This is a genomic window from Corynebacterium sp. HMSC063G05 (assembly GCF_001810555.1).
GTDB lineage: Bacteria > Actinomycetota > Actinomycetes > Mycobacteriales > Mycobacteriaceae > Corynebacterium > Corynebacterium jeikeium_D.
In genome coordinates, this window is sequence record NZ_KV801833.1 from 1 (window position 1) to 21,411 (window position 21,411).

The window sequence follows — 21,411 nt, forward strand, 5'->3', positions numbered from 1 at the left end:
TCTCGGTGGGCGCCGTATGTGTGGCATCATCCCGGGGCGAGCGCACATGGCACGGTTGAAGCTGGGGTACCGGGAGGCTGTGGCGCTGACTGATTCTGTGCTGTGCCCGGTAGGAACGCGCGTGCGCGGTCACGAGTTCCACAAGACAGCCCTCACCGATGACACCGCAAGTGTCGCTGCTGCGGCCGGGTGGCAACCAGCCTGGGGTTGGCGTGGATATCAAGGCGAAACAGTTCGCGACGGCTTCGTTTCCGAGTCTGGGCGGATTCATGCCGGTTACCTGCATGTTCATCCGGCGGGTGCGCCGGGGAACGTCAGTCGCTTTGTCGCTTCGTGCGCCGGGTAAAGTGTTAGCTATGAGTTTGCTTCTCAAAGACTACGGTGTGTTGGTGATTGGCGGTTCCACGGCTGCAGAGCGCGTGATTCCTCGGCTGTTGGACTCTGGCGCTGATGTCACTGTGTGTGAAGGTGGGGAAGTAACAACTGCGATTGAGGCCTGGGCTGCAGACGGCCGTATTACTTTGACCCGCACCGGTTTTACCGAGGCGATGAGCTGGGGCAAGGCTCTCATGGTCTGCTGTGACGAGGCGTTGTTGCGTGAGGTGACTCTAGAGGGACACCGCCGAGGTATTCTCGTCGACGATGAAACCGGGGCTTCCAGCCCGCTTACTCCTGTGGCGCTGACCGGCCGTCGCGCGTCGCGCGCTGGGGACCTCGCTGGTCAGGTCGCACTCGTAGGCGGTGGCCCGGGCGACCCCGGTCTGATTACCGTTGAGGGGCGTCGCTTGCTCCGGCTTGCCGACGTTGTCGTTGCAGACCACCTCGGTCCACTGTCGCTGCTCGGTGACTTGGAGCCGGATGTCGAGATTATTGATGCCGGCAAGCTTCCTTACGGCCGCGCCATGGCTCAGGAGCGCATCAATGAACTGCTAGTTCATCGTGCCCGTGAGGGCTACTTTGTGGTCCGGCTCAAGGGTGGCGATCCGTACATCTTCGGCCGCGGTTTTGAAGAGCTTCAGGAGCTGCAGAAGGCTGGGGTACCGGTTCGCGTTGTGCCGGGTATTACTTCAGCACTGGCGGTACCGGGGACGATTGGCATCCCAGTTACTATGCGTGGCGTCAACCATGAATTCACTGTTGTGTCCGGTCACGTCCCACCGGGGCACAGGAAATCGCTGGTCAATTGGGATGCGCTGGGCCGGATGCACGGCACTATTGCCATCATTATGGGAGTTAAGAACGGGCCAAAGATTGCCGAGGCTCTGATGAAGGCCGGCCGCAGCCCGAAGACTCCGGCTGCGGTCATCCAGGACGGCACGCTGCCGAATCAGAGGTCGCTACGCTGCACACTCGGCGAGCTTGGCGAGAAAATGGTCGAAGAGGCAATCAAGCCGCCCGCGGTTATCGTCATCGGTGAAGTCGCCGGTCTGGATGAGGGCGATGAGTAAGAACAACAAGTTGAGCAACAACAAGTCGAGGAAGCGTGAGCCAGAGCAGCAAAAGGCAGGGCTTGTTACCCGACTGCTTGCCGACGATCAGCTGCGTAGCGCCATCTGGATGGGCGCTGCGACCTTCCTGGTGTTCTACCTCGGAACCATGATCATCTTCCGACTCCTTCTCCTCGGCGGAGAAGGATCGCGATACGACAGCATTTTCATCGCTATTATCGCTCTGATTGCCGCCATTGTGGCAGGCCGAAAGCGCTACAACGACGACATTTAGTTTTCCGGGACGCGGAAGATGAGGGTGTCGTCGTCAAGCGAGACGTCGTATCCTGCGGCGCGTGCGATGTCGACGGCCTCTGTGGGGGAGGTCGGTGTCGTGTCGGAAAGGGCGATGGCGCGGGCAAATAGGCCCTTGTAGTGCTTGTTGAAGTGGCTGACGATTTTGCCCTCGGCGGTGAGCACGGTCATCGTTGTCGCGCTCTTGACTTTGCCCAAATTGGCGTAGGTGCCGGAACGAAGGTCGATGAGGAAGTCGACATCATTGAGAGCCTCGGTGATGGCGGTACCCCAACGGCGCTTCATTGTGGGAGCCGCGTCGGCAGGCTGATCCGCGAAGGGGAGCTTGACCGTACCAGAGAGACGGTAGTGGGGGATGAGGTCGTCCCCGCCAATGACACCGAAGAGCGCTGACCCGATGGCGAGTCGAGCACGGCCGGTTTCCGGCAAATCGCTGGGGGAGAGTGCGTCGTAGAGCACCCCGGTATAACGCTCGAGAGCCGGCATGGTCGGCGACTCTAGGAGCGCGGCATTAGCTGTGACTTCGTCAGCAAGCCGTGGCCCCAGCTTCAGTGTTTCCATCGCGGCTTCCCTGTTCGCACTTAGCGCCACGAGATCGGCTGCAATGCGCTCGCGGATGGGGTTGAGGGAGCCGAAGCTCAGCGAGGAAAAGTCTACTGCGGGATGGCTGCCACCAGTGGCTTTGGTTTCAGAGGGGGGTAGGACTACGAGCATGGGCACCATAGTAATGCCCCGCATGTTGCGAAGAATGATCGACGGGTAAAATCAGCATTCATGATTACGCGAATGTCCCAGCTGTTCCTGCGCACACTGCGCGAGGATCCAGCTGACGCCGAGGTCCCTAGCCACAAGCTGCTCGTCCGTGCCGGCTACATCCGGCGAACTGCCCCTGGTGTGTACTCCTGGCTGCCACTGGGCTTGAAGGTTCTGCGCAACGTAGAGAAGGTTGTGCGCGAGGAGATGGAAGGCATTGGCGCACAGGAGCTGGCATTCCCTGCACTGCTCCCGCGTGAACCGTACGAGGCGACGAATCGGTGGACCGAATACGGCCCCGAGCTGTTCCGTCTGAAGGATCGCAAGGGCGCGGACTACCTGCTGGGGCCGACGCACGAAGAGATGTTCGCGCTGGCTGTCAAGGATCTTTTCAGCTCCTACAAGGATTTCCCGACGACGCTGTTTCAGATTCAGACCAAGTACCGCGACGAGGCTCGCCCGCGCGCTGGTATTCTGCGTGGCCGCGAGTTCGTGATGAAGGACTCTTATTCCTTCGACATGGACGACGAGGGGCTGGAGAATTCTTATCAGCAGCACCGCGGTGCCTACCAGCGAATTTTTGACCGGCTGGGCATTAAGTACGAAATCTGCCACGCCACCTCCGGCGCTATGGGCGGTTCGGCCTCCGAGGAGTTCCTGGCTGTTAGCGAAAGTGGCGAAGACTCCTTCGTAGTCTCCACCGACGGTGAGTACGCCGCCAATGTGGAAGCCGTGAAGATTCCGGCAGTTGAACCGCAGCCGATTGAGGGACAACCGGAGGCGAAGGTTTACGAGTCTCCGAACTGCACCACAATCGCAGCACTTGTTGATTGGGCCAATGGTGCGGACCTCGGACGCGAGGTCACTGCTGCCGATACTTTGAAGTGCGTTCTCGTCGCCGTCGACCCGAAGAAGGTCGATAAGGAGGGCAACGCCCTGCCGGAACAGCTCACCGCAATCCTGGTTCCCGGTGACCGTGAGGTCGATGAAAAGCGTCTTGAAGTCGCATTTGAACCGGGTGAGGCGCGCTTGCTGGAGGACAAGGACTTCGCAGCCAATGACTTCCTGATCAAGGGCTACGTCGGCCCGCAGGGGCTCGCCGATCGCGGTGTGAAGGTCCTAGCTGACCCCCGCGTGGCGGAGGGCACAAATTGGATTACAGGAGCCAACGAGGAAGGCAAGCACATCGTCGATGTGGTCGCTGGTCGCGACTTCCAGATTGATGGTATTTGCGATGTCGCAGAGGTGCGTGACGGCGACCCGGCTCCGGAGGGGCATGGCACGCTAAAGATCGAGCGCGGAATCGAGATCGGTCACATTTTCCAGTTGGGCCGCAAGTACACCAACGCCTTTGAAATCGACATCCTCGATGTCAACGGTAAGCGTGCTCGTCCGACGATGGGGTCCTACGGCATTGGCGTGTCCCGCCTGGTCGCTGTCCTCGCGGAACAGCAGTTGGATGAAAAGGGCCTCAAGTGGCCAGTTGCCGCGGCACCGTACAAGGTTCACATCGCTGTGGCCGGCAAGAACGCCGAAGCAGCTGAGGCCGCTGAACAGCTGGCGGAAGACCTCAGCCAGCAGGGCATTGAGGTGCTTTTCGACGACCGTCCGAAGGTCAGCCCCGGTGTGAAGTTCAAGGACGCCGAGCTGCTGGGTATGCCGTTTGTGGTCATCTTTGGCCGTGGCTACGCGGACGGCAAGGTGGAGCTGCGTAACCGCCTGACCAACGAGACCGACGAGGTCGCCGCTGACGGCATTGCAGCTCACGTCGCGGAGCTGGTTCGCAAGGCTTAGAGCCCGGGCAACGGCTCCAAGTTGTTGCCACCTAGCGCTGCCGCTCCGGCGGCAGCCACGCCAGCTGCCTGCAGCGCGAACATACGCATCCGAGGGTTATTAGCAGCGAGCAATACGTCTTCCCACGCCTGGGCACAATAGCGCTCCAATGCAATCATGTAATCGACGGGTGCCGTATCTGGCGAAGGAGCGCCTTCCGGCATATAGCCAGGTGCGCTCTCCGGCACCTCAACGTCGGAATCCTCCAAAATTAGTCGGGCACGATCGCGCAAAATTCGGTGGCGCTCGCCACGGGCCAAAAGTGCAGTAGTGGTATCGCCTCCGACACGTGGTGCGGCTACGCCGACACCGTAAATCATCATGTATTCGGCTTGCAGTGCCTTAGTCATCTGTTCTTCGGCACCCGAGATTTCATCCCTGTCACTGGGAATCAATGGGACAAGCTCCTCCCACTCAGCGCCCGCAACACGCAGAGCGAGGACGATACCGCCATCGACAGCCGTGGCGAGGCGCGCAGTGTGCTCCTCCCGCAATGCAGTGCGTGAATCCAGGGCATTCGTCAGTACGGGATTGTTTCGCGAGTCCGTGAGCAGTAGCTTCGCGTCGGAACCGGTAACCAGGGATCCTGGGACTGCTACGTCCGAGCCACATTCATCGACAGGTTTACCGTCCTTGTGGGTGCCGCAGGCGCGTGTGATTTCCTTATCCAGTTCGGTAACCTGCGCGGAGCGCACCGCTGCGAGGTCAGGATTGGCGTCGCTAAGCGACTGTGCATCGCGCGCCGCCAGCGCATGGAGAACCTCAATGGCGTAATCGGGGCGCGGTGCCACCAGATGCGAGCACGCGGAAAGCGCAGGAAGTGATCCCACGGCGAGGGCAGCAGCGAGGAAGCCACGGCGCGAGAGAGTACGAGTGCGATGCGATGCGGAAGCAAAACTGGGGGAGGGAGGTTCAACAATCACCTCACTATGGTGCCACGGCGGGCGGCACTTTGTGTCAATGCGGTATGTGGAAAGCGCCCAGGTGCGCAATTCCTAGTACTTGACCTGTAGACTCTACGACTATGGCGATACCCGCACCCGAGAAAATTGAACAGTTTGTGAGCCCGGCGCTCGCACAAATCGGCCTGGATGTGGAAGATGTCAAGGTCGTTCGCGCCGGCGCAAAGTCACAGGTCATTGTGTTAGTTGACGCAGATGAGCGTCCTGACCTCGATGTTCTGGAACAGGCCACGTATGAAGTATCTTCGGCTCTGGATGCCGCGGAGGCACGTGGTGAAGCGGACTTCGGCGCTCAGGGCTACACCTTGGAAGTTTCCACTCCTGGTATTGACGCACCGCTGACCCAGCCTCGGCACTGGCGTCGTAACCGTGGTCGTATTGCGGAGATTTCGCTTGCCGACGGTTCCGCGATTGCAGCCCGCATTGGTGCGCTGTCGCCGGATGAAGAATCCATCATTCTCGTTACCTCTAAGGGGCCAAAGGGACGTTTGAAGGCTGTTGGCCAGCGTGTCCAATTAACCAATGTGGCCCGTGCAGTGGTACAAGTTGAATTCTCTAATCCGCCCGCAGCCGAGAAGGATTTTGCGGGACTAGACTATGACGATGCCTTGACCAGGCTGGAGGATAACAAGTGAAGATTGAACTAGCTGCCCTGCGAACCTTGGAAAAGGAAAAGGGTATTCCTGTCGACGAAATGCTGGGACTGGTCGCCCGAGCATTGCGTGAAAGCTACCGTAACACCACCGCACCGGCACAGTATGCGCGCGTCGAAATCGACCGTGAGACCGGTGACGTCATAGTCTTTGCCCAGGAGCGAGACGACGAGGGCAATCTCATCTCCGAATGGGACGACACTCCGGAGGACTTCGAGCGTACCGCTGCATTCGCTGTTCGTCAGACCATCCTTTCGCGTCTGCGGGATGCGGAGAGCGATAAGGTTCTCGACGAATACGCAGACCTGTCTAATCAGGTCATTTCCGGCGTGGTCCAGCGCGATGTCTATGCCAATGAAAAGGGCATTGTCGTCGTCCACATCGGTTCGGAGGCCAACGGCCGAGACGGTATTCTGATGCCGGCTGAGCAGCTGCCAGGTGAGGAACTCAAGCACGGTGACCGCATCAAGTGCTACGTCGTCGGTGTGAACAAGACACCGCGCGGTGTTGCGATTCACCTGTCACGCACGCATCCGGAGCTCATTCGTAAGCTCTTCGAACTTGAAGTTCCGGAAGTTGCCGATGGGGCAGTGGAATTGATTTCCATTGCGCGCGAGGCCGGTCACCGCACCAAGGTTGCTGTACGCCCCACGGTCAAGGGCCTCAACGCTAAGGGCGCCTGCATTGGGCCCCGCGGTCAGCGTGTGAACTCGATTATGAATGAGCTCAAGGGCGAGAAGATTGACATCATCGACTACGACGAGGATCCGGCGAAGTTCGTTGGTAACTCGCTGGCGCCCGCCAAGGTAGTTAGTGTCAAGATTCTGGACATGGACGAGCGCCGTGCACACGTTGTGGTGCCCGACTACCAGCTCTCTCTTGCTATCGGCAAGGAGGGACAGAATGCCCGTCTGGCGGCTCGTCTGACCGGCTGGCGAATCGATATCCACTCCGACGCGGAGTAGACACAACGTCAGCGTCCCAGCGGTTGCGAAAGTGGCGGGAAAGTGCCTAGGGGGTTGGCACTTTTCCGCCTTTTCGGGTTATGCTGGGAGGTGGCCAAACGACAAGGCGTGATTTTCCTATGCGAATTTTCGCGCTGAATTTCTTAGCAGGAAGGTGGGTGCGTCAGGAGTATGACGACTTCGCGGGTGCTAAACCCGAATTCGACAACTCATACGCCTGCACCCACACGTACCTGTATTGCAACTAAGCAGCGCCACAATTGCTCGGAGCTGCTACGCATTGTCGCCACCACCCGTTCAGATGGCTCAGTAGCCGTCGTTGCTGATCCGCATCGTCGGATGCAGGGGCGAGGTGCCTGGATCACCCCAACACTAAAGGCTTGGGAGATCGCCGACAAGCGCCGTGCATTTGGCCGCGCACTGAAGGTATCTACGCAGGTAGATGCGTTTCCGGTTAAACAGTTTATCGCCACGCACTACGAAGCGGCGGAGGGTTTCGCCCCCGCTGACGATGTGCGTGTCGCTAAGCAGGGAGGCAGGAAAAATGACAACAGAAAGACCTGAACACTGATGAGCACACGATGAAGCATCAGCGATGAACGGCAATAGATAAGAGGGAGCCCTGCAGGCGCTCTCGGTGCGCGGACAAATCCGCCATCGGGCGCTGCTCGGCCCCCACTAGTGAGGAGAGCAGTGTCCGGAAAGCTACGTGTCCATGAGCTCGCTAAGCAGCTCGGGGTCACCAGCAAAGAACTACTCGCCGAGCTGAAGGCTCAGGGCGAGTTTGTTAAGACCGCTTCTTCGACGGTGGAACCACCCGTCGTCAGGAAGATGAAGAAGGTCTACGAAGAGAAGAATGCTGGCGCAGGTGCTGACGCGTCTGCCCAGGCCCCAACTACCAAGGCTGCTGCTAAGTCGGGTGCCAAGCCAGCTGCAAAACCAGGCGCTAAGCCTGCTGCACCAGCGGCGGCAAAGCCGGGTGCCAAGCCAGCTGCACCGTCCCGTTCGCCGAAGCCGGGACAAGAAATGCCACGCCCGCCGAAGCCTGCTGGCCCGAAGCCAGGGCCGAAGCCAGGCGCACGCGCACCGCGTGTGGCGAACAACCCATTCTCGACCGGCGGATCCTCCCGTCCGGCACCGCGGCCGTCCAACATGCCGCGTCCGCAGGGTGGAAACGGCCGTCCGGGCCCGAAGCCGGGAGCACGCCAGGGTGGCCCTCGCCCGCAGGGTGGAAACGGCCGTCCGGGCCCGAAACCGGGAGCACGCCAGGGTGGCCCTCGCCCGCAGGGTGGACAGGGCCGCGGTAATAAGCCGAGCGGCAATCGTCCGACTCCGGCAATGATGCCTTCGCACCCGAACCCGGGGCAGATGCCTGCAAAGGCAAGCCGCGGTGGCGGTGGCGGTGGCTTCGGCGGCCGTGGTCGCGGCCCGGGTGGCCCGGGTGGCGGACCGCGCGGTGGTCGCGGCGGACGTCGCGGTGGAACTGCAGGTGCATTCGGGCGACCAGGAGGCGCCCCGCGTCGCGGACGTAAGTCGAAGCGTCAGAAGCGCAACGAGTACGAGGCAATGCAGGCACCATCCGTGGTAGGCGGCGTTAAGCTGCCCAACGGTAAGGGCACGACCATTCGCCTCGCACGTGGTGCATCCCTGTCTGACTTCGCTGAGAAGATTAACGCCGATGCAGCATCGCTGGTCCAGGCGTTGTTCAACCTCGGCGAAATGGTGACGGCAACTGCATCGGTCTCCGACGAGACCCTGCAGCTGCTCGGCGACGAGATGGATTACAAGGTCCAGGTCGTCTCGCCTGAGGATGAGGACCGCGAGCTCCTCGAGTCCTTCGACCTCCAGTTCGGTGAGGACGAGGGCGACGATGAGGACCTGGAGCAGCGCCCGCCAGTGGTAACTGTGATGGGTCACGTCGACCACGGTAAGACGCGCCTGTTGGACACGATTCGTAAGGCCAACGTCGGTGGCCACGAGTCCGGTGGTATTACCCAGCACATCGGTGCCTACCAGGTGCCGGTGGAGCTCGACGGTGAGAAGCGCAAGGTTACCTTCTTGGATACCCCGGGTCACGAGGCGTTTACCGCCATGCGTGCTCGTGGTGCCAAGTCGACCGATATCGCGATTCTGGTTGTTGCAGCTGATGACGGCGTCATGCCGCAGACGGTTGAGGCTATTAACCACGCCAAGGCCGCTGATGTGCCGATTGTCGTTGCAGTCAACAAGATTGATAAAGAAACTGCAGATCCGCAGAAAATTCGTGGTCAGCTGACTGAATACGGTCTCACTGACGAAGAGTGGGGCGGCGGCACTATGTTCGTCGATATCTCCGCTAAGCAAGGTCTCAACATCGATCAGCTTCTCGAAGCAGTGCTGTTGACTGCCGATGCTTCGCTGGATCTGCGCGCCAATCCGGATATGGACGCTCAGGGTGTCGCCATTGAGGCTCACCTTGACCGTGGCCGTGGTCCGGTGGCAACCGTTATCGTTCAGCGCGGTACGTTGCGCGTCGGTGATTCCATCGTTGTCGGTGACGCATATGGTCGTGTTCGCCGCATGGTCGATGAGTACGGCAACGACGTCGATGAGGCCGGTCCTTCCCGTCCGGTTCAGGTGCTCGGCCTGACCTCCGTACCGGGTGCTGGTGACAACCTCCTGGTTGTTGACGAGGATCGTACGGCCCGCCAGATTGCAGACCGCCGCGACGCACGTCGTCGTAATGCGCTGCAAGCACGTCGTCGCAAGCGCGTCTCCCTGGAGAACCTGGACGAGATCCTGAAGGAGACCAACACCCTCAACCTGATCCTGAAGGGCGACAACGCCGGTACCGTCGAGGCACTGGAAGAAGCCCTGCTCAAGATCGAGGTCGACGACGAGGTCGCACTGAACATCATCGACCGTGGTGTCGGTGCTGTTACTCAGACCAACGTCACGCTGGCTGCTGCGTCTGACGCCGTCATCATCGGCTTCAACGTTCGCTCCGAGGGTAAGGCCACAGAGGTTGCCAACGCTGAGGGCGTTGACATCCGCTACTACACGGTGATTTACCGTGCTATCGAGGATGTTGAGGCTGCTCTGAAGGGCATGCTCAAGCCGGTCTACGAGGAGAAGGAGATTGGTCGTGCAGAGATTCGCGCCATCTTCAAGTCCTCCGCAGTTGGCCTCATCGCCGGCTGTATGGTCGAGTCCGGCAAGGTCCGCCGCAACGCGAAGGCTCGCCTGGTTCGTGACGGCAACGTCATTACGGATTCGGCGACTATCGAGTCGCTGAAGCGAGAGAAGGACGATGCTACCGAGGTCGCAGCCGGTTACGAGTGCGGTATGGTGCTGTCTTACCCGGACATCCAGGTGGACGACGTTATCGAGGTCTACGAGATGGTCGAGGTTCCGCGCACGTAGCAACGTAAGCTAAACACTGCGTGAACTTTGATAAGGCGCTCCCTTCGGGGAGCGCCTTTTTGCGTATCGTGTTCGTTATGGGCTTCAAAACTAATCTCTTTGCACTCTCAGATGAACTGCCGCGAACGAATATTTTGAATTATCCTCCTGCGAGCGCAGAGGAGACTCTTGCGCAATTGGACAAGATTTGGCCAGGGAAATTCGCCTTTGATTCCGAAGAAACCATTGAGGATGGTCATAATTGGTACTTCCACGCGGTAGCGTTTGGGCCAACGCTGCTTTTCGGGACCGACGACGTATACGACCTTATTGAGGACCCAGCGTTGGCGAACGATCCTCGCGAAAGTTGGTCACTGTGCATCAATAGTGTTGTCGATTTCTGCCACTATAAGACTCCTACCAGGGAATTAGAAGCAAGCTGCGAAGACTATGATTTTGACATGCAGCGGTTTTTCAGCTCTGGACGACTGTTGGATTTTGAGGTACCGTTCGCTAACGGTGAACACGTCGAGGTACTACATCCGACGGATGTGGCTGAATGGGAACAAACCCATGGCAGTGTGGCGCCCAAGGATAAAAATGGTGAGGTAAGTTACCTTTTCCATCCGCTGGAGCTAGGTAATGCTGCGGTTAAATGGATTTTCGGCATCGAGGGAGAAACACCATTGCAGGATAGTGTGATGGATTCACTGCCTGACTGCTCCCATGTTAATGGGTTACCGATGTACAACTTCGTGGAGCGCCGTTAAGAGCGTACGGGTAGGCTGCGTTTCAGCTGCGCAATTCCGTAGTAGCGACTCCCCATGCCGTCGATGACATCGATGGTGGTGGCAGTGTTGTCGTGATGATTAATGGGTTAATAACAAAGGGCGAGCGTGCGGCGAAGCAATTGACTGCACTCGGTAAACGGGTGCGGGCGAAGTCGCGAAACATGCGGTTCGAAGTTGAGTAGTGTTTTGCGTGTTAGTATTAGCAGTCCTTTGTATTGAACCGTTTTGCCGGATCCCAAATGGGTCTTTGTCAGCGAAGGGGCACTTCAGGCCCCACGCTAAATGGGGTCTAGCTACGAATCGTTACGCACAGGTAGAGATAGATAGGGAGTAGCCAAAAATGGCAGATCCAGCACGCGCGCGCAGGCTGTCCAAGCGTATTCAGGAGATTGTCGCCAGCGCAATTGAGCGTGAGATTAAGGACCGGCGGCTGGAGTTTGTGACTATCACCGACTGCCGCGTCACCGGCGATTTGCACGACGCCACAGTTTTCTACACTGTGCGCGGACGTACGCTCGACGAGGAACCGGACTACGAGTCGGCAGCAGCAGCGCTGGAAAAGGCGAAGGGGCAGCTACGTTCCCTGGTCGGTCGTGGCACCGGTGTGCGCTACACACCGACGCTGGCTTTTGAGGTTGACACGGTGCCGGAGATTTCCGCGCACCTTGAGGAGCTGCTCGATAAGACTCGCGCGCGCGACGCGGAATTGGCTGAGCAGGCTAGAAACGCAAAGCCCGCAGGCGATGCCAACCCATACCGCGACGAGGAGTAAAACTCTCCACCGGCCACATCTATCGATGAAAGGGGCACCCACGTGACCACTTCTCCGCAGGCTCAGGAGCAGGCAGCTCACCAGCTTTCCCAGGCGATTAATCGCCGCATGTCCAAGCCGATTCAGCAGATGCAGGATATGCTTGCCGACGCCAAGAAGGTCGGCGTCATTGCCCATGTTCACCCCGATGCGGATGCGATTGGTGCTGCATCTGCGATGGTCATGGCACTTGTACAGCGTGGCATTTCGGCTGTAGCCAGCTACGGTGAGAGCGATTTGCCAGCCAAGTCGCTGTTGACCATCCCCGGATGGGAGCGATTTGTCGAGTACACGGACTTGGATGAAGACATTGACACGTGGGTGACTGTCGACTGCGCAAGCCCGGGGCGCCTCGGTGCGCTGGAAGATCGCGTGATGGCCTCCGACCGCGTTATCAATGTTGACCATCACGCGACCAACACTCGCTTTGGGTCCGTCAACATGGTTGACGAACGCGCAGAGTCCTCGACCATGGTGCTCCTGGACTTCTTTGGTGTCTGGGGTATCAAGCTGACCACGCCGATGGCTCATGCTCTCTATGCAGGGCTGTTGACGGACACCGCATCGTTCCAGTTCGGCCATTCCCGCATGCACACTGCAGCGGCGCGCCTGCTGGATAAGGGGCTCAATCCGCGCACGATTGGTGCACAGCTGCTGGAAGAACATCCGTTTGCCTACCTTCCATTCCTGGGCAAGGTGCTTTCCACCGCGACATTGGTGCCCGAGTGGGGCGACGGCGCTGGCCTAATCCACGTCGTCATTGAGCACGACCAGACCGCCGAAGTTGGCCACGATGAGATTGAATCGGTCGTGGACATTGTGCGTACGACTAATGCGGCCGACGTCTGTGCCGTGCTTAAGGAGTATGAGCCAAACCAGTGGGCCGTCTCGCTGCGTTCTCGCGAGCTTGTCGATGTCTCCCAGGTCGCCCTGGAAATTGGCGGCGGTGGCCACGAGCGTGCCGCCGGTCTGACTCGGGAGTGCAGCAAGGATGAGCTGCTGCAGGCCATCCTGGACACCAGCGATGTCGCAGCCCAGGCACGCCGAGGCACGAGCGAGGCCTAGGGGATTGTCGGACTCGCGAGAAACTCAGGAGCGCACTGAGATTGAGCAAACTGGCATAGAGCGAACCGGGCACAGTGCGAAGTCAGATGTCAGCCTTCGCGCAATCGTTTCGCTGGCGCTGCCAGCGTTGGGTGTTCTTGCCGCGCCCGCACTCTATGTGCTGCTGGATACGGCTGTCATTGGTCGGCTTGGAGCTGTCCAGCTTGCGGCGCTTGCCGCTGGTTCGACGGTATTTTCCGTGGTAACTACGCAGCTCACTTTCTTGGCTTACGGCACGACCGCCCGATCAGCGCGAGCCTTTGGCAGGGGCAACGTGGACGAGGCGGTTGAAGAGGGATTGCAAGCGACGTGGGTCGCCATCTTTGTGGGCCTTAGCCTCTTTGCCATCATCGTGGGGTTGGCACCAGTATTTACCGGTTGGTTAGCTCCTCATCCGGAGGTCGCTCATGATGCCGGGCAGTGGTTGCGAGTTGCTGCCTTCGCCATTCCGCTGACGTTGATTGCGCAGGCTGGAAATGGTTGGTTGCGCGGTATCCAAAACACCCGCGCGCCGCTGCTATTTGTGCTCTCAGGCCTTGTTCCGGCCGCCATTGTGATTGTGCCGCTGGTCCGCGCCTTCGGCCTCGAGGGCTCTGCGCTGGCCGTTCTCTTCGGCGAATTGATTACCGGCGGACTGTTCCTCCGCAGTCTTTTCAAAGAGTGCTCTAGCCGCAAGCTTTCCATGCGCCCGAATGGCGCCATTATCAAAAGCCAGCTGGTCCTCGGCCGCGATCTCATCGTTCGCTCCTTGTCCTTCCAGGTAGCGTTCCTCTCCGCCGCAGCGGTTGCTGGCCGCGTTGGGCCGACCACGCTCGGTGGGCACCAGGTCATGCTGCAACTGTGGAACCTGATTTCGTTGGTGCTCGACTCGCTAGCGATTGCTGCACAGACGCTCGTCGGTGCAGCGTTGGGCGGTAGCTCCACGGCCGTTGCCCGCTGGACTGGCAAGCGCGTGACGGTCTGGTCAAGCGTCATTGCCCTCGGCCTAGCGGCTGTTTTCGCAGTAGGTAATGCCAGCATCGTCCGCATTTTTACCGACGCAACAGGCGTGATTGACGCAGTCACCGCCGGACCATGGTGGATTCTTGTCGCAATGATTCCTATCGGCGGTGTCGTCTTCGCGCTCGATGGCGTGTTGCTCGGCGCCGGCGACGCAGCCTTCCTCCGTAACGCCACCGTTAGCGCGGTCCTGTGCGGATTCCTCCCACCGGTCTGGCTGGCGCAGGCATTTGGCTGGGGGCTGACCGGCGTGTGGTGCGGTCTCTTGGCCTTCATGATTCTGCGACTAATCTTTGTCGCTACCCGTTTCCGTGGAGAGAAATGGTACGGCATCAGCGCATGAGTGTGCTTGCCGACGTCCAGGAGTATCTGGCCAGGCATTTGCCCGCCGGTAGCCGGCTAGTTATTGACTCCAATGCCGAGCGTCCGTTTAGTGATGCGGAATTGCAGCAGCTCCGTAGCGCTGAGTTGAGGCTGTCTGATAGTGCAGCACCTGTTCGAATCCGTGATTTCACCCGAGGGCGCCTCGCTGCGCATGAGGCGGTGCAACGGCTAGGAGAGCCTGCCCCACATGGGATTGGCATGTCGACCACCGGAGCGCCGCTGTGGCCGCGAGGAGTCGTGGGGTCAATTAGCCATTGCGACGGGGCCGTGGCAGCCGTGTCCGCGAGCGCTGAACAGCTGCAGGGGATTGGCATCGATGTCGAGGTCGAGCAGACTCTAGAGTTAGGAATCATCGAGGCAGTCTTGCGCACTGACGAAGCACGCCTTGACCCGCTGGTGCAATTTAGCGCCAAGGAATCAATGTACAAACTCTGGGAGCCGATAGTCGGGCAGTGGCTAGACTTCGACGAAGTCTCCGTCCAACTGCGAAAGAAACGGATAGCAGCGCGAGGTTTTTCCCGAGGACTCACAGGCGGACCTTTACAGCTAACGTTTCACCGTGAGATTCCCGACGCCTTCTGCGGAGTAAAAGGCTTCTGGGCTCGCGGTGCAGGCATCGTTGCAACCGCGGTGTGGCTCGAGCAGTCTTAAAATCCTTGAGAGGTAGTCACAGCGTGGCCGGGCGCACCACGAAGACCGTCTTAGCCCGTTTGCCAGATTCTGTGAGCAGCGCCGGAACCTTTCCCGTTGGTGACACCGCCGCATAGACTCCAGGTTTTCCGATCGGCTCCAGCCACTTGCCCTGAGCCAAATCAGCCGCCTGCTGTTCAGTAATTTCGCGGGTATCAAAGCAACGCAGGCAGGCCTCGTCCAGACTCATCGGCAGCAAGGAAGCGGCGCGCTCCGGGACTGGGCGTCGCATCTCCGCAATTTCTGGATGGGCGGTGTCGAACTGCTCGGCCTTCGCCGTGAGCTCGTCGATAGTCAACGCCTCATCAATAGTGAAAACGCCGGCGGCAGTACGCCGCAGAGCAGTGAGATGACCACCGACTCTCAGTGCATCCCCCAAGTCACGAGCTAGGGCGCGGATGAAAGTGCCGGCAGAGCAGTCGACCTCCACGTCGATATCGATGCACTCCCCGGGGCGCGAAGGATCGGAGTCGTGGCGGATGTCCAGAACCTCATAGCGGGTGATCGTCACTGGGCGCGCAGGGATATCGACCTTCTCACCACGGCGGATGCGCTCGTAGGCGCGGACACCGTCAATCTTCACCGCTGATACCGCCGCGGGTTTTTGCATGATTGTGCCGGTGAACTTCGCAATTTCCGCTCGAACCATTTCATCAGTCACCGATGCCGCCGAGGATTCGGAGAGCAACTCGCCTTCGGCGTCGTCGGTAAGCGTGGCAGCGCCGAGTCGAATGGTGGCTTGGTAGGACTTCGTGTCGGCGTGGACATGTGGCAGGAAACGGGTGCCGCGGCCGATGCCGAGGACGAGCACACCGGTGGCCATTGGGTCGAGGGTACCGGAGTGGCCGACCTTCTTGGTGCGGAAGATGCGACGGAGTTTGCCCACTACATCGTGGCTTGTCCAGCCTTGGGGCTTGTCGACGATAACAATGCCGGAGTCTGCAATCGGATCGAAGTCGGTCATAGACGCAATCCTATGTTGCGCTATATGCGGTGTGTTAAACGGTGACCAGTTACACTGGCTCTTTGTGGAGATTTGGTATGGCTTGGACAATGCACCCGAAGACCTGGGGGACACGGTCGTAACCATCGGAGTGTTCGATGGTATTCATCTTGGGCATAAGCGCCTGATAGCTGCTGCGGTCAGTGACGCTCGCGCTCGTGGCGTGAAGTCGCTGTTGATGACTTTCGATCCCAATCCCGTAGCGCTGTTTGCCCCGGATAAGGTGCCGCCGGCACTGTCCACCGTGTCCCGTCGCGCCGAGCTGGCAGAAGCGGAGGGAATCGATGCCATGCTTGTCGTGCCTTTCGACAAGAACTTCTCCAGCATCCCCGCAGAAGACTTTGTACGCACCGTTGTCCGCGACAAGCTGAATGCACAGGCCGTCTTCGTTGGCCAGAACTTCACCTATGGGCAGAAGGCCGCAGGTACCGCCGAGACTATGCCGGAGCACGGCTGTAAGTGTGGGGTCGACGTCACCATCGTCGACCTTCTCGACGTCACTGCCGCGGACTCGACCGAACGTGTTTCGTCGACACGTATTCGCGGTTTGCTTGCCGACGGTGCGGTGTCCGCAGCCGCCTCGTGTCTCGGGTACTTCTACCGTGTCGATGGTGATGTTCTTCCAGGTCAGGGGCGTGGAGGAGCGCAGCTGGGCTTTCCGACCGCCAATATTGACTTCGCTGAGGGCCTGGCAATCCCGGCTGATGGTGTCTACGCGGCATGGTTCACGGTTCAGCCGACGGCAGCCCGCCCGGAGCCGGACCCGAAGGGCGATATCGAGTTTGGGGTGCGCTACCCAGCGGCCGTGTCGGTGGGCACTAATGTGACCTTTGGAGACACTGATCGAACGGTCGAGGCCTACGTGATTGACCGTCATGCGGACCTCTACGGCACCGCTGGGCAGGTTGAGTTTGTCGACCGGATTCGCGGCATGGAGAAGTTCGACTCGGTCGAGGAGCTCATTGACCGGATGAACCAGGACGTGGCAGACACCGAAGCCATTTTGGCTAAGACCGATTAGCTGTTAAAGTAAAACGTCGGCTGTGACTGCGGTCCACAAGCAGTTGCGAGGAACCAGTTGCCAGACGCTGTTTGGTTCCGGGAAAGCCGAGAATGTGGACTGAAAAAACGACCATAATTTGATTCAAGGAGTTAGATTTACATGGCTTTGAACACTGCAGAAAAGGCTGAGATTCTCAAGGAGTTCGGCCTGCACGAGACCGACACCGGTTCCCCGGAGGCTCAGGTTGCACTGCTGACCGCACGTATTCGTCAGCTGACCGAGCACCTGAAGTTCCACAAGCACGATCACCACTCCCGTCGTGGTCTGCTGCTGCTGGTCGGTCGCCGCAAGGGCCTGCTGCAGTACCTGCAGGACAACGACGTTGAGCGCTACCGTAAGCTGATCGAGCGCCTGGGTCTGCGTCGCTAAGGTTCTCCTTAAGGTCCTGTTTGTCAGAGCTTCATTGGTGTAAGTTGCTCTGTTAATTCAAGGCTTTTAAGCTTTTTAGACTCGCCGTTTGGGTTTCCATTGGATGGAAGCTCACGGCGGGTCTTTTTTTTTGATCACTTGTCGTTGTGGTATTCACTCATCGATGCGCTGTAGCGTGGCCACAAGTGAATACCTCATCGACAGGTGGAGGGGCTGATCGAAAGCGTGCGCATAAGTGCCGGGGCACCATCGATAAGACACGGTAATTCGTCGATAAGACACGGTAAACCATCGATGAGTCAAGAAAAGTCATCGATAAGTGCCCCCCGCCCCGCAAACTCCTAGAACCCCGCGTAGGTGCAAGAACCCAGATGCAGTGAGAGATCTCCGATCCGTCCAATACGAGAACTTTCCGCGTTAGCTGGTAGAATGCGTGACGCAAACGAAGTTCATTCGATCTTTTACAGGCGACATCGATGATCGCCGCTATTTCTAGGAGTAAGAAACCTATGGCCAACAGCAAGGCTGTTGAATTTTTCTTTGATGAGGATTTCGGTATTACCGAGGCCGTTGCCACCATCGACAATGGTGATTTCGGCACCCGCACCATTCGCTTTGAAACGGGCCAGCTGGCTCGTCAGGCCGATGGTTCGGTGACCACCTACTTGGACGAGGAGACCATGCTCCTGTCCACCGTCACCGCTTCCAACCAGCCCCGCGAGGGCTTTGATTTCTTCCCGCTGACCGTCGACGTTGAAGAGCGTATGTACGCTGCGGGCAAGATTCCGGGTTCGTTCTTCCGCCGTGAGGGCCGCCCGTCTACCGATGCCATCCTGGCATGTCGTCTGATTGACCGTCCGCTGCGTCCGACCTTCGTCAAGGGCCTGCGCAACGAGGTACAGGTTGTTGTCACCGTCATGTCCTGGGATCCGAAGGACCGTTACGACGTTGTCGCAATCAACGGCGCGTCAGCTGCAACTCAGCTTTCCGGGCTGCCGGTTTCCGGCGCTGTCGGTGGCGTCCGCATCGCGCTCGTTGCTGATGACAAGCACCCAGAGGGTGCATGGGTCGCTTTCCCGACCGAGGAGCAGCACGAGCAGGCTCTGTTCGAGATGGTCGTCGCTGGCCGTATCGTCACCCGCAAGCGTCGCGGCAAGAACGTCGAAGATGTCGCCATCATGATGGTGGAGGCCGGAGCAGGGGAGACCGTCGTCAAGCGTATTGCTGACGGTGCACCGGCGCCGACCGAGGACATCGTCGCCGCTGGCCTCGAGGCAGCAAAGCCGCACATCAAGGTTCTGTGTGAGGCACAGAAGGGTCTGGCTGAGCGCGCAGCGAAGGAAACGCAGGAGTTCCCGCTGTTCCCGGCATACAGCGATGAGATTTTTAACGCAGTCGAGAAGAAGTCCGCTAAGAAGCTGGCCAAGCTGCTCACCATTCCGGGTAAGCAGGAACGAGATGACGCCACCAATGAGTACATGGAGGACGTCGAGGGGCAGCTGCTGGAGCGCTTCGTATCCGATGATGTCGACGAGCAAGCTGCATCTAAGCAGATTCGCGCTGCATACAACGCAGTGATGAAGCAGATTGTCCGTGAGAAGATTCTGGCTGAGGGCTTCCGCATCGATGGTCGCGGTGTCACCGACATTCGTGACTTGGGCGTTGAGGTCGGCTTGATTCCGCGTGCCCACGGCTCTTCGCTGTTTGAGCGCGGCGAGACCCAGATTCTGGGTGTCACCACTTTGGACATGCTGAAGATGGAGCAGCAGATTGACTCGTTGACTCCTGTTACCTCCAAGCGCTACATCCACCATTACAACTTCCCGCCGTACTCCACCGGCGAGACCGGTCGTGTTGGCTCTCCGAAGCGCCGCGAGATTGGTCACGGGGCACTGGCTGAGCGCGCTTTGCTGCCGGTCGTGCCGTCCCGCGAGGAGTTCCCGTACACCATTCGCCAGGTCTCCGAGGCGCTTGGATCCAATGGTTCGACCTCCATGGGCTCGGTCTGTGCTTCGACTCTGTCGCTGTACAACGCCGGTGTGCCGCTGAAGGCTCCGGTTGCCGGTATCGCCATGGGCCTGGTTTCCGGCGAGGTTGACGGTGAGAACCGCTTCGTCGCACTGACCGATATTCTCGGTGCCGAAGACGCATTCGGTGACATGGACTTCAAGGTCGCTGGTACTGCGGACTTCATTACCGCACTGCAGCTGGACACCAAGCTCGACGGTATTCCGTCGAAGGTTCTGGCCGATGCTCTGTCCCAGGCTCGTGATGCACGTCTGGCCATCCTGTCCACCATGGCTGAGGTCATCGAGTCTCCGGACGAGATGAGTGGTCTCGCTCCGAAGATCACCACCGTTAAGGTTCCGGCTTCGAAGATCGGTGAGCTCATCGGTCCGAAGGGCAAGACCATCAACGGCATCACCGAGGAAACCGGTGCTGATATCTCTATCGAGGACGACGGCACCGTATTTGTCTCGGCAACTTCCGGTAAGGCCGCGGACGCTGCAATCGAGCAGATTAATGCCATTGCTAACCCGCAGCTGCCGAAGGTCGGCGAACGCTACCTGGGCACTGTCGTGAAGACTGTCGCTTTCGGTGCTTTTGTCTCCCTGACTCCGGGCCGTGACGGTCTGATCCACATCTCCAAGCTCGGTGGCGACAAGCGCATCGAGAAGGTCGAGGATGTCATCAATGTCGGCGACAAGATTCAGGTCGAAATCGCTGATATCGACAACCGCGGCAAGATCTCGCTGGTTCCGGTCGAAGACGATTAATGCTTGGCGACGGAGGATGTGCTTTAGGTAGCCTCCAACAACGCGTGTAGCGATGGCGCGGTTAGGTCACAAATTGACCTAACCGCGCTTTTGTTTTGGGTTAATCTCGGGTTTCGAAGGGATTAATTTTCGAACCCACGTGGAAGGTAATTTGCGCATGCAACTTGTCGCGCACGATCATGAATTCATCGACATTGCGGCCGGTGGCTATGTCGCAAGTATTTCCCAGTTCGGTGGTGGACCGAGATCACTGGAGTACTGTGGCCTGCCACTGCTGACTGACTATCCCAAAGGGTTCAATCCACCGTTGTCCGCAGGTACGCTCCTGGCTCCGTGGCCGAACAGGGTCGCTGACGGAGTATTCATCTTTGATGGGGAAGTCCATCGACTAGATATTTCGGAGCCGTCCCGGGCGAATGCTATTCACGGATTTGTTGCAGATCGCGTTTGGTCTGTGGTCGATTCTGATGACAGCAGCGTCACCTTGGGCGTGGAAGTTGAGCCGCAACCGGGCTGGCCTTGGGAACTCGGTATGACCGTGCGCTGGCAAGTCACGTCTGCAGATGGCCTATCGGCGGAGTTCACAGTGCATAATCGCAGCGATAGGGAGTGCCCGTTTGGTCTGGGCTGGCATCCCTATTTAAGCGCGTTGGGCGCTGACTTCGGCAGTTGCACACTACGGTTGCCCGTTGATAACAACCTGCCACTGGAGCCAATTCGAAACTTGCCCGCCGGCCCAGCGGTGCCAGCGGAGACAGTGGTTCCCAGCCTTCGAGAGGGGGTATCCCTGGATGGACTGTGGCTGGATCACTGCTTCTTTGCTGCCGCGGAGGCAGCGGGGAGTCACTCACCGTGCCGTCGTGAAGCACATTTGGTTGGACCAAATGGCAAGGGTGCTGTGCTCTGGGCCGATGATGAATTCCGCTTCTTCCAGGTCTATGTTGCCGACGCTGGACGACGAGAAGGATTTCCTGGGCACGGGAATGCGATTGCGGTGGAGCCAATGACATGTCCGCCGGATGCGCTACGCTCCGGTACCGGTTTGCTGCGAGTTCAGGCTGGAGAGACAACAACTCTTGCCATGGGACTGCGCGCGGAAACGGGCGGAAAATAGTTTTCCCAGCGCAGAAG

Annotated in this window: 19 protein-coding genes and 1 pseudogene; 17 read left to right on the plus strand and 3 right to left on the minus strand. The window is 59.1% G+C overall.

The genetic code is table 11. From position 1 onward, the window contains the following. From HMPREF2751_RS00825 to HMPREF2751_RS00835, 3 genes and pseudogenes are all read left to right on the plus strand, one after another. Positions 1-346, plus strand: a pseudogene (locus HMPREF2751_RS00825) (cobyrinate a,c-diamide synthase); the annotation flags it as partial. A gap of 10 nt (positions 347-356) precedes the next feature. Next, the gene (gene cobA, locus HMPREF2751_RS00830) at positions 357-1,448 is read left to right on the plus strand and encodes a uroporphyrinogen-III C-methyltransferase (protein ID WP_049170808.1); all 1,092 of its coding nucleotides are present in this window, start codon (positions 357-359) and stop codon (positions 1,446-1,448) included. Then, positions 1,441-1,722: a hypothetical protein gene (locus HMPREF2751_RS00835; RefSeq protein WP_016422579.1), complete on the plus strand. Its 282-nt coding sequence runs from the start codon at positions 1,441-1,443 to the stop codon at positions 1,720-1,722. The genes cobA and HMPREF2751_RS00835 overlap by 8 nt, the downstream gene beginning before the upstream one ends. Here HMPREF2751_RS00835 and HMPREF2751_RS00840 read toward each other — a convergent pair. After that, positions 1,719-2,456 (minus strand): YaaA family protein, encoded by a 738-nt coding sequence (locus tag HMPREF2751_RS00840; protein WP_042389272.1) that lies wholly within the window; start codon positions 2,454-2,456, stop codon positions 1,719-1,721. The genes HMPREF2751_RS00835 and HMPREF2751_RS00840 overlap by 4 nt on opposite strands. 60 nt (positions 2,457-2,516) lie before the next feature. Between HMPREF2751_RS00840 and HMPREF2751_RS00845 the strand changes: the two genes are divergently transcribed. Further along, positions 2,517-4,289, plus strand: coding sequence for a proline--tRNA ligase (locus HMPREF2751_RS00845; protein ID WP_016422581.1), 1,773 nt, complete (start codon positions 2,517-2,519; stop codon positions 4,287-4,289). Here HMPREF2751_RS00845 and HMPREF2751_RS00850 read toward each other — a convergent pair. Then, entirely contained in the window at positions 4,286-5,251 is a 966-nt protein-coding gene (locus HMPREF2751_RS00850) for a DUF4439 domain-containing protein (RefSeq protein ID WP_049189652.1), read from the minus strand. The genes HMPREF2751_RS00845 and HMPREF2751_RS00850 overlap by 4 nt on opposite strands. Before the next feature lie 101 nt (positions 5,252-5,352). On the opposite strand from HMPREF2751_RS00850, the gene rimP reads away from it, so the two are divergent. From rimP to HMPREF2751_RS00895, 9 genes are all read left to right on the plus strand, one after another. Beyond that, entirely contained in the window at positions 5,353-5,925 is a 573-nt protein-coding gene (rimP, locus tag HMPREF2751_RS00855) for a ribosome maturation factor RimP (protein ID WP_016422583.1), read from the plus strand. Then, a complete protein-coding gene (gene nusA, locus HMPREF2751_RS00860) occupies positions 5,922-6,908 on the plus strand; it encodes a transcription termination factor NusA (protein WP_016422584.1) in 987 nt (328 codons plus the stop codon). The genes rimP and nusA overlap by 4 nt, the downstream gene beginning before the upstream one ends. Before the next feature lie 171 nt (positions 6,909-7,079). Next, complete coding sequence (locus tag HMPREF2751_RS00865; RefSeq protein ID WP_016422585.1) at positions 7,080-7,472, plus strand: YlxR family protein; 393 nt, start codon at positions 7,080-7,082, stop codon at positions 7,470-7,472. A gap of 129 nt (positions 7,473-7,601) precedes the next feature. Beyond that, positions 7,602-10,310 carry a translation initiation factor IF-2 gene (infB, locus tag HMPREF2751_RS00870; protein WP_070595163.1) on the plus strand — a complete coding sequence of 903 codons (2,709 nt, stop codon included), beginning with the start codon at positions 7,602-7,604 and terminating at the stop codon, positions 10,308-10,310. A gap of 20 nt (positions 10,311-10,330) precedes the next feature. Beyond that, the gene (locus HMPREF2751_RS00875) at positions 10,331-11,059 is read left to right on the plus strand and encodes a hypothetical protein (protein WP_048733528.1); all 729 of its coding nucleotides are present in this window, start codon (positions 10,331-10,333) and stop codon (positions 11,057-11,059) included. Between the two features lie 361 nt (positions 11,060-11,420). Then, on the plus strand, positions 11,421-11,852 hold the full coding sequence (rbfA, locus tag HMPREF2751_RS00880) for a 30S ribosome-binding factor RbfA (protein ID WP_016422588.1): 432 nt from the start codon (positions 11,421-11,423) through the stop codon (positions 11,850-11,852). A 42-nt stretch (positions 11,853-11,894) separates the two neighbouring features. Beyond that, on the plus strand, positions 11,895-12,956 hold the full coding sequence (locus tag HMPREF2751_RS00885) for a DHH family phosphoesterase (RefSeq protein WP_049170820.1): 1,062 nt from the start codon (positions 11,895-11,897) through the stop codon (positions 12,954-12,956). Positions 12,957-12,960: 4 nt separating this feature from the next. Beyond that, positions 12,961-14,337: an MATE family efflux transporter gene (locus HMPREF2751_RS00890; RefSeq protein ID WP_080969546.1), complete on the plus strand. Its 1,377-nt coding sequence runs from the start codon at positions 12,961-12,963 to the stop codon at positions 14,335-14,337. After that, entirely contained in the window at positions 14,316-15,029 is a 714-nt protein-coding gene (locus HMPREF2751_RS00895; protein WP_049170823.1) for a 4'-phosphopantetheinyl transferase family protein, read from the plus strand. The genes HMPREF2751_RS00890 and HMPREF2751_RS00895 overlap by 22 nt, the downstream gene beginning before the upstream one ends. Positions 15,030-15,045: 16 nt before the next feature. Here HMPREF2751_RS00895 and truB read toward each other — a convergent pair whose 3' ends face one another. Further along, a complete protein-coding gene (gene truB / locus HMPREF2751_RS00900) occupies positions 15,046-16,032 on the minus strand; it encodes a tRNA pseudouridine(55) synthase TruB (RefSeq protein WP_016422592.1) in 987 nt (328 codons plus the stop codon). A gap of 64 nt (positions 16,033-16,096) precedes the next feature. On the opposite strand from truB, the gene HMPREF2751_RS00905 reads away from it, so the two are divergent. The 4 genes from HMPREF2751_RS00905 (at position 16,097) to HMPREF2751_RS00920 (ending at position 21,394) form a co-directional block, all read left to right on the plus strand. After that, positions 16,097-17,092 (plus strand): bifunctional riboflavin kinase/FAD synthetase, encoded by a 996-nt coding sequence (locus HMPREF2751_RS00905; RefSeq protein WP_042388641.1) that lies wholly within the window; start codon positions 16,097-16,099, stop codon positions 17,090-17,092. A gap of 141 nt (positions 17,093-17,233) precedes the next feature. Next, on the plus strand, positions 17,234-17,503 hold the full coding sequence (gene rpsO, locus HMPREF2751_RS00910) for a 30S ribosomal protein S15 (RefSeq protein ID WP_016422594.1): 270 nt from the start codon (positions 17,234-17,236) through the stop codon (positions 17,501-17,503). 509 nt (positions 17,504-18,012) lie between these two features. Next, entirely contained in the window at positions 18,013-20,280 is a 2,268-nt protein-coding gene (locus HMPREF2751_RS00915; RefSeq protein ID WP_048733516.1) for a polyribonucleotide nucleotidyltransferase, read from the plus strand. Positions 20,281-20,437: 157 nt separating this feature from the next. Then, positions 20,438-21,394, plus strand: a complete 957-nt coding sequence (locus HMPREF2751_RS00920) for an aldose 1-epimerase family protein (protein WP_049170826.1) — start codon at positions 20,438-20,440, stop codon at positions 21,392-21,394. Positions 21,395-21,411 lie beyond the last annotated feature (17 nt).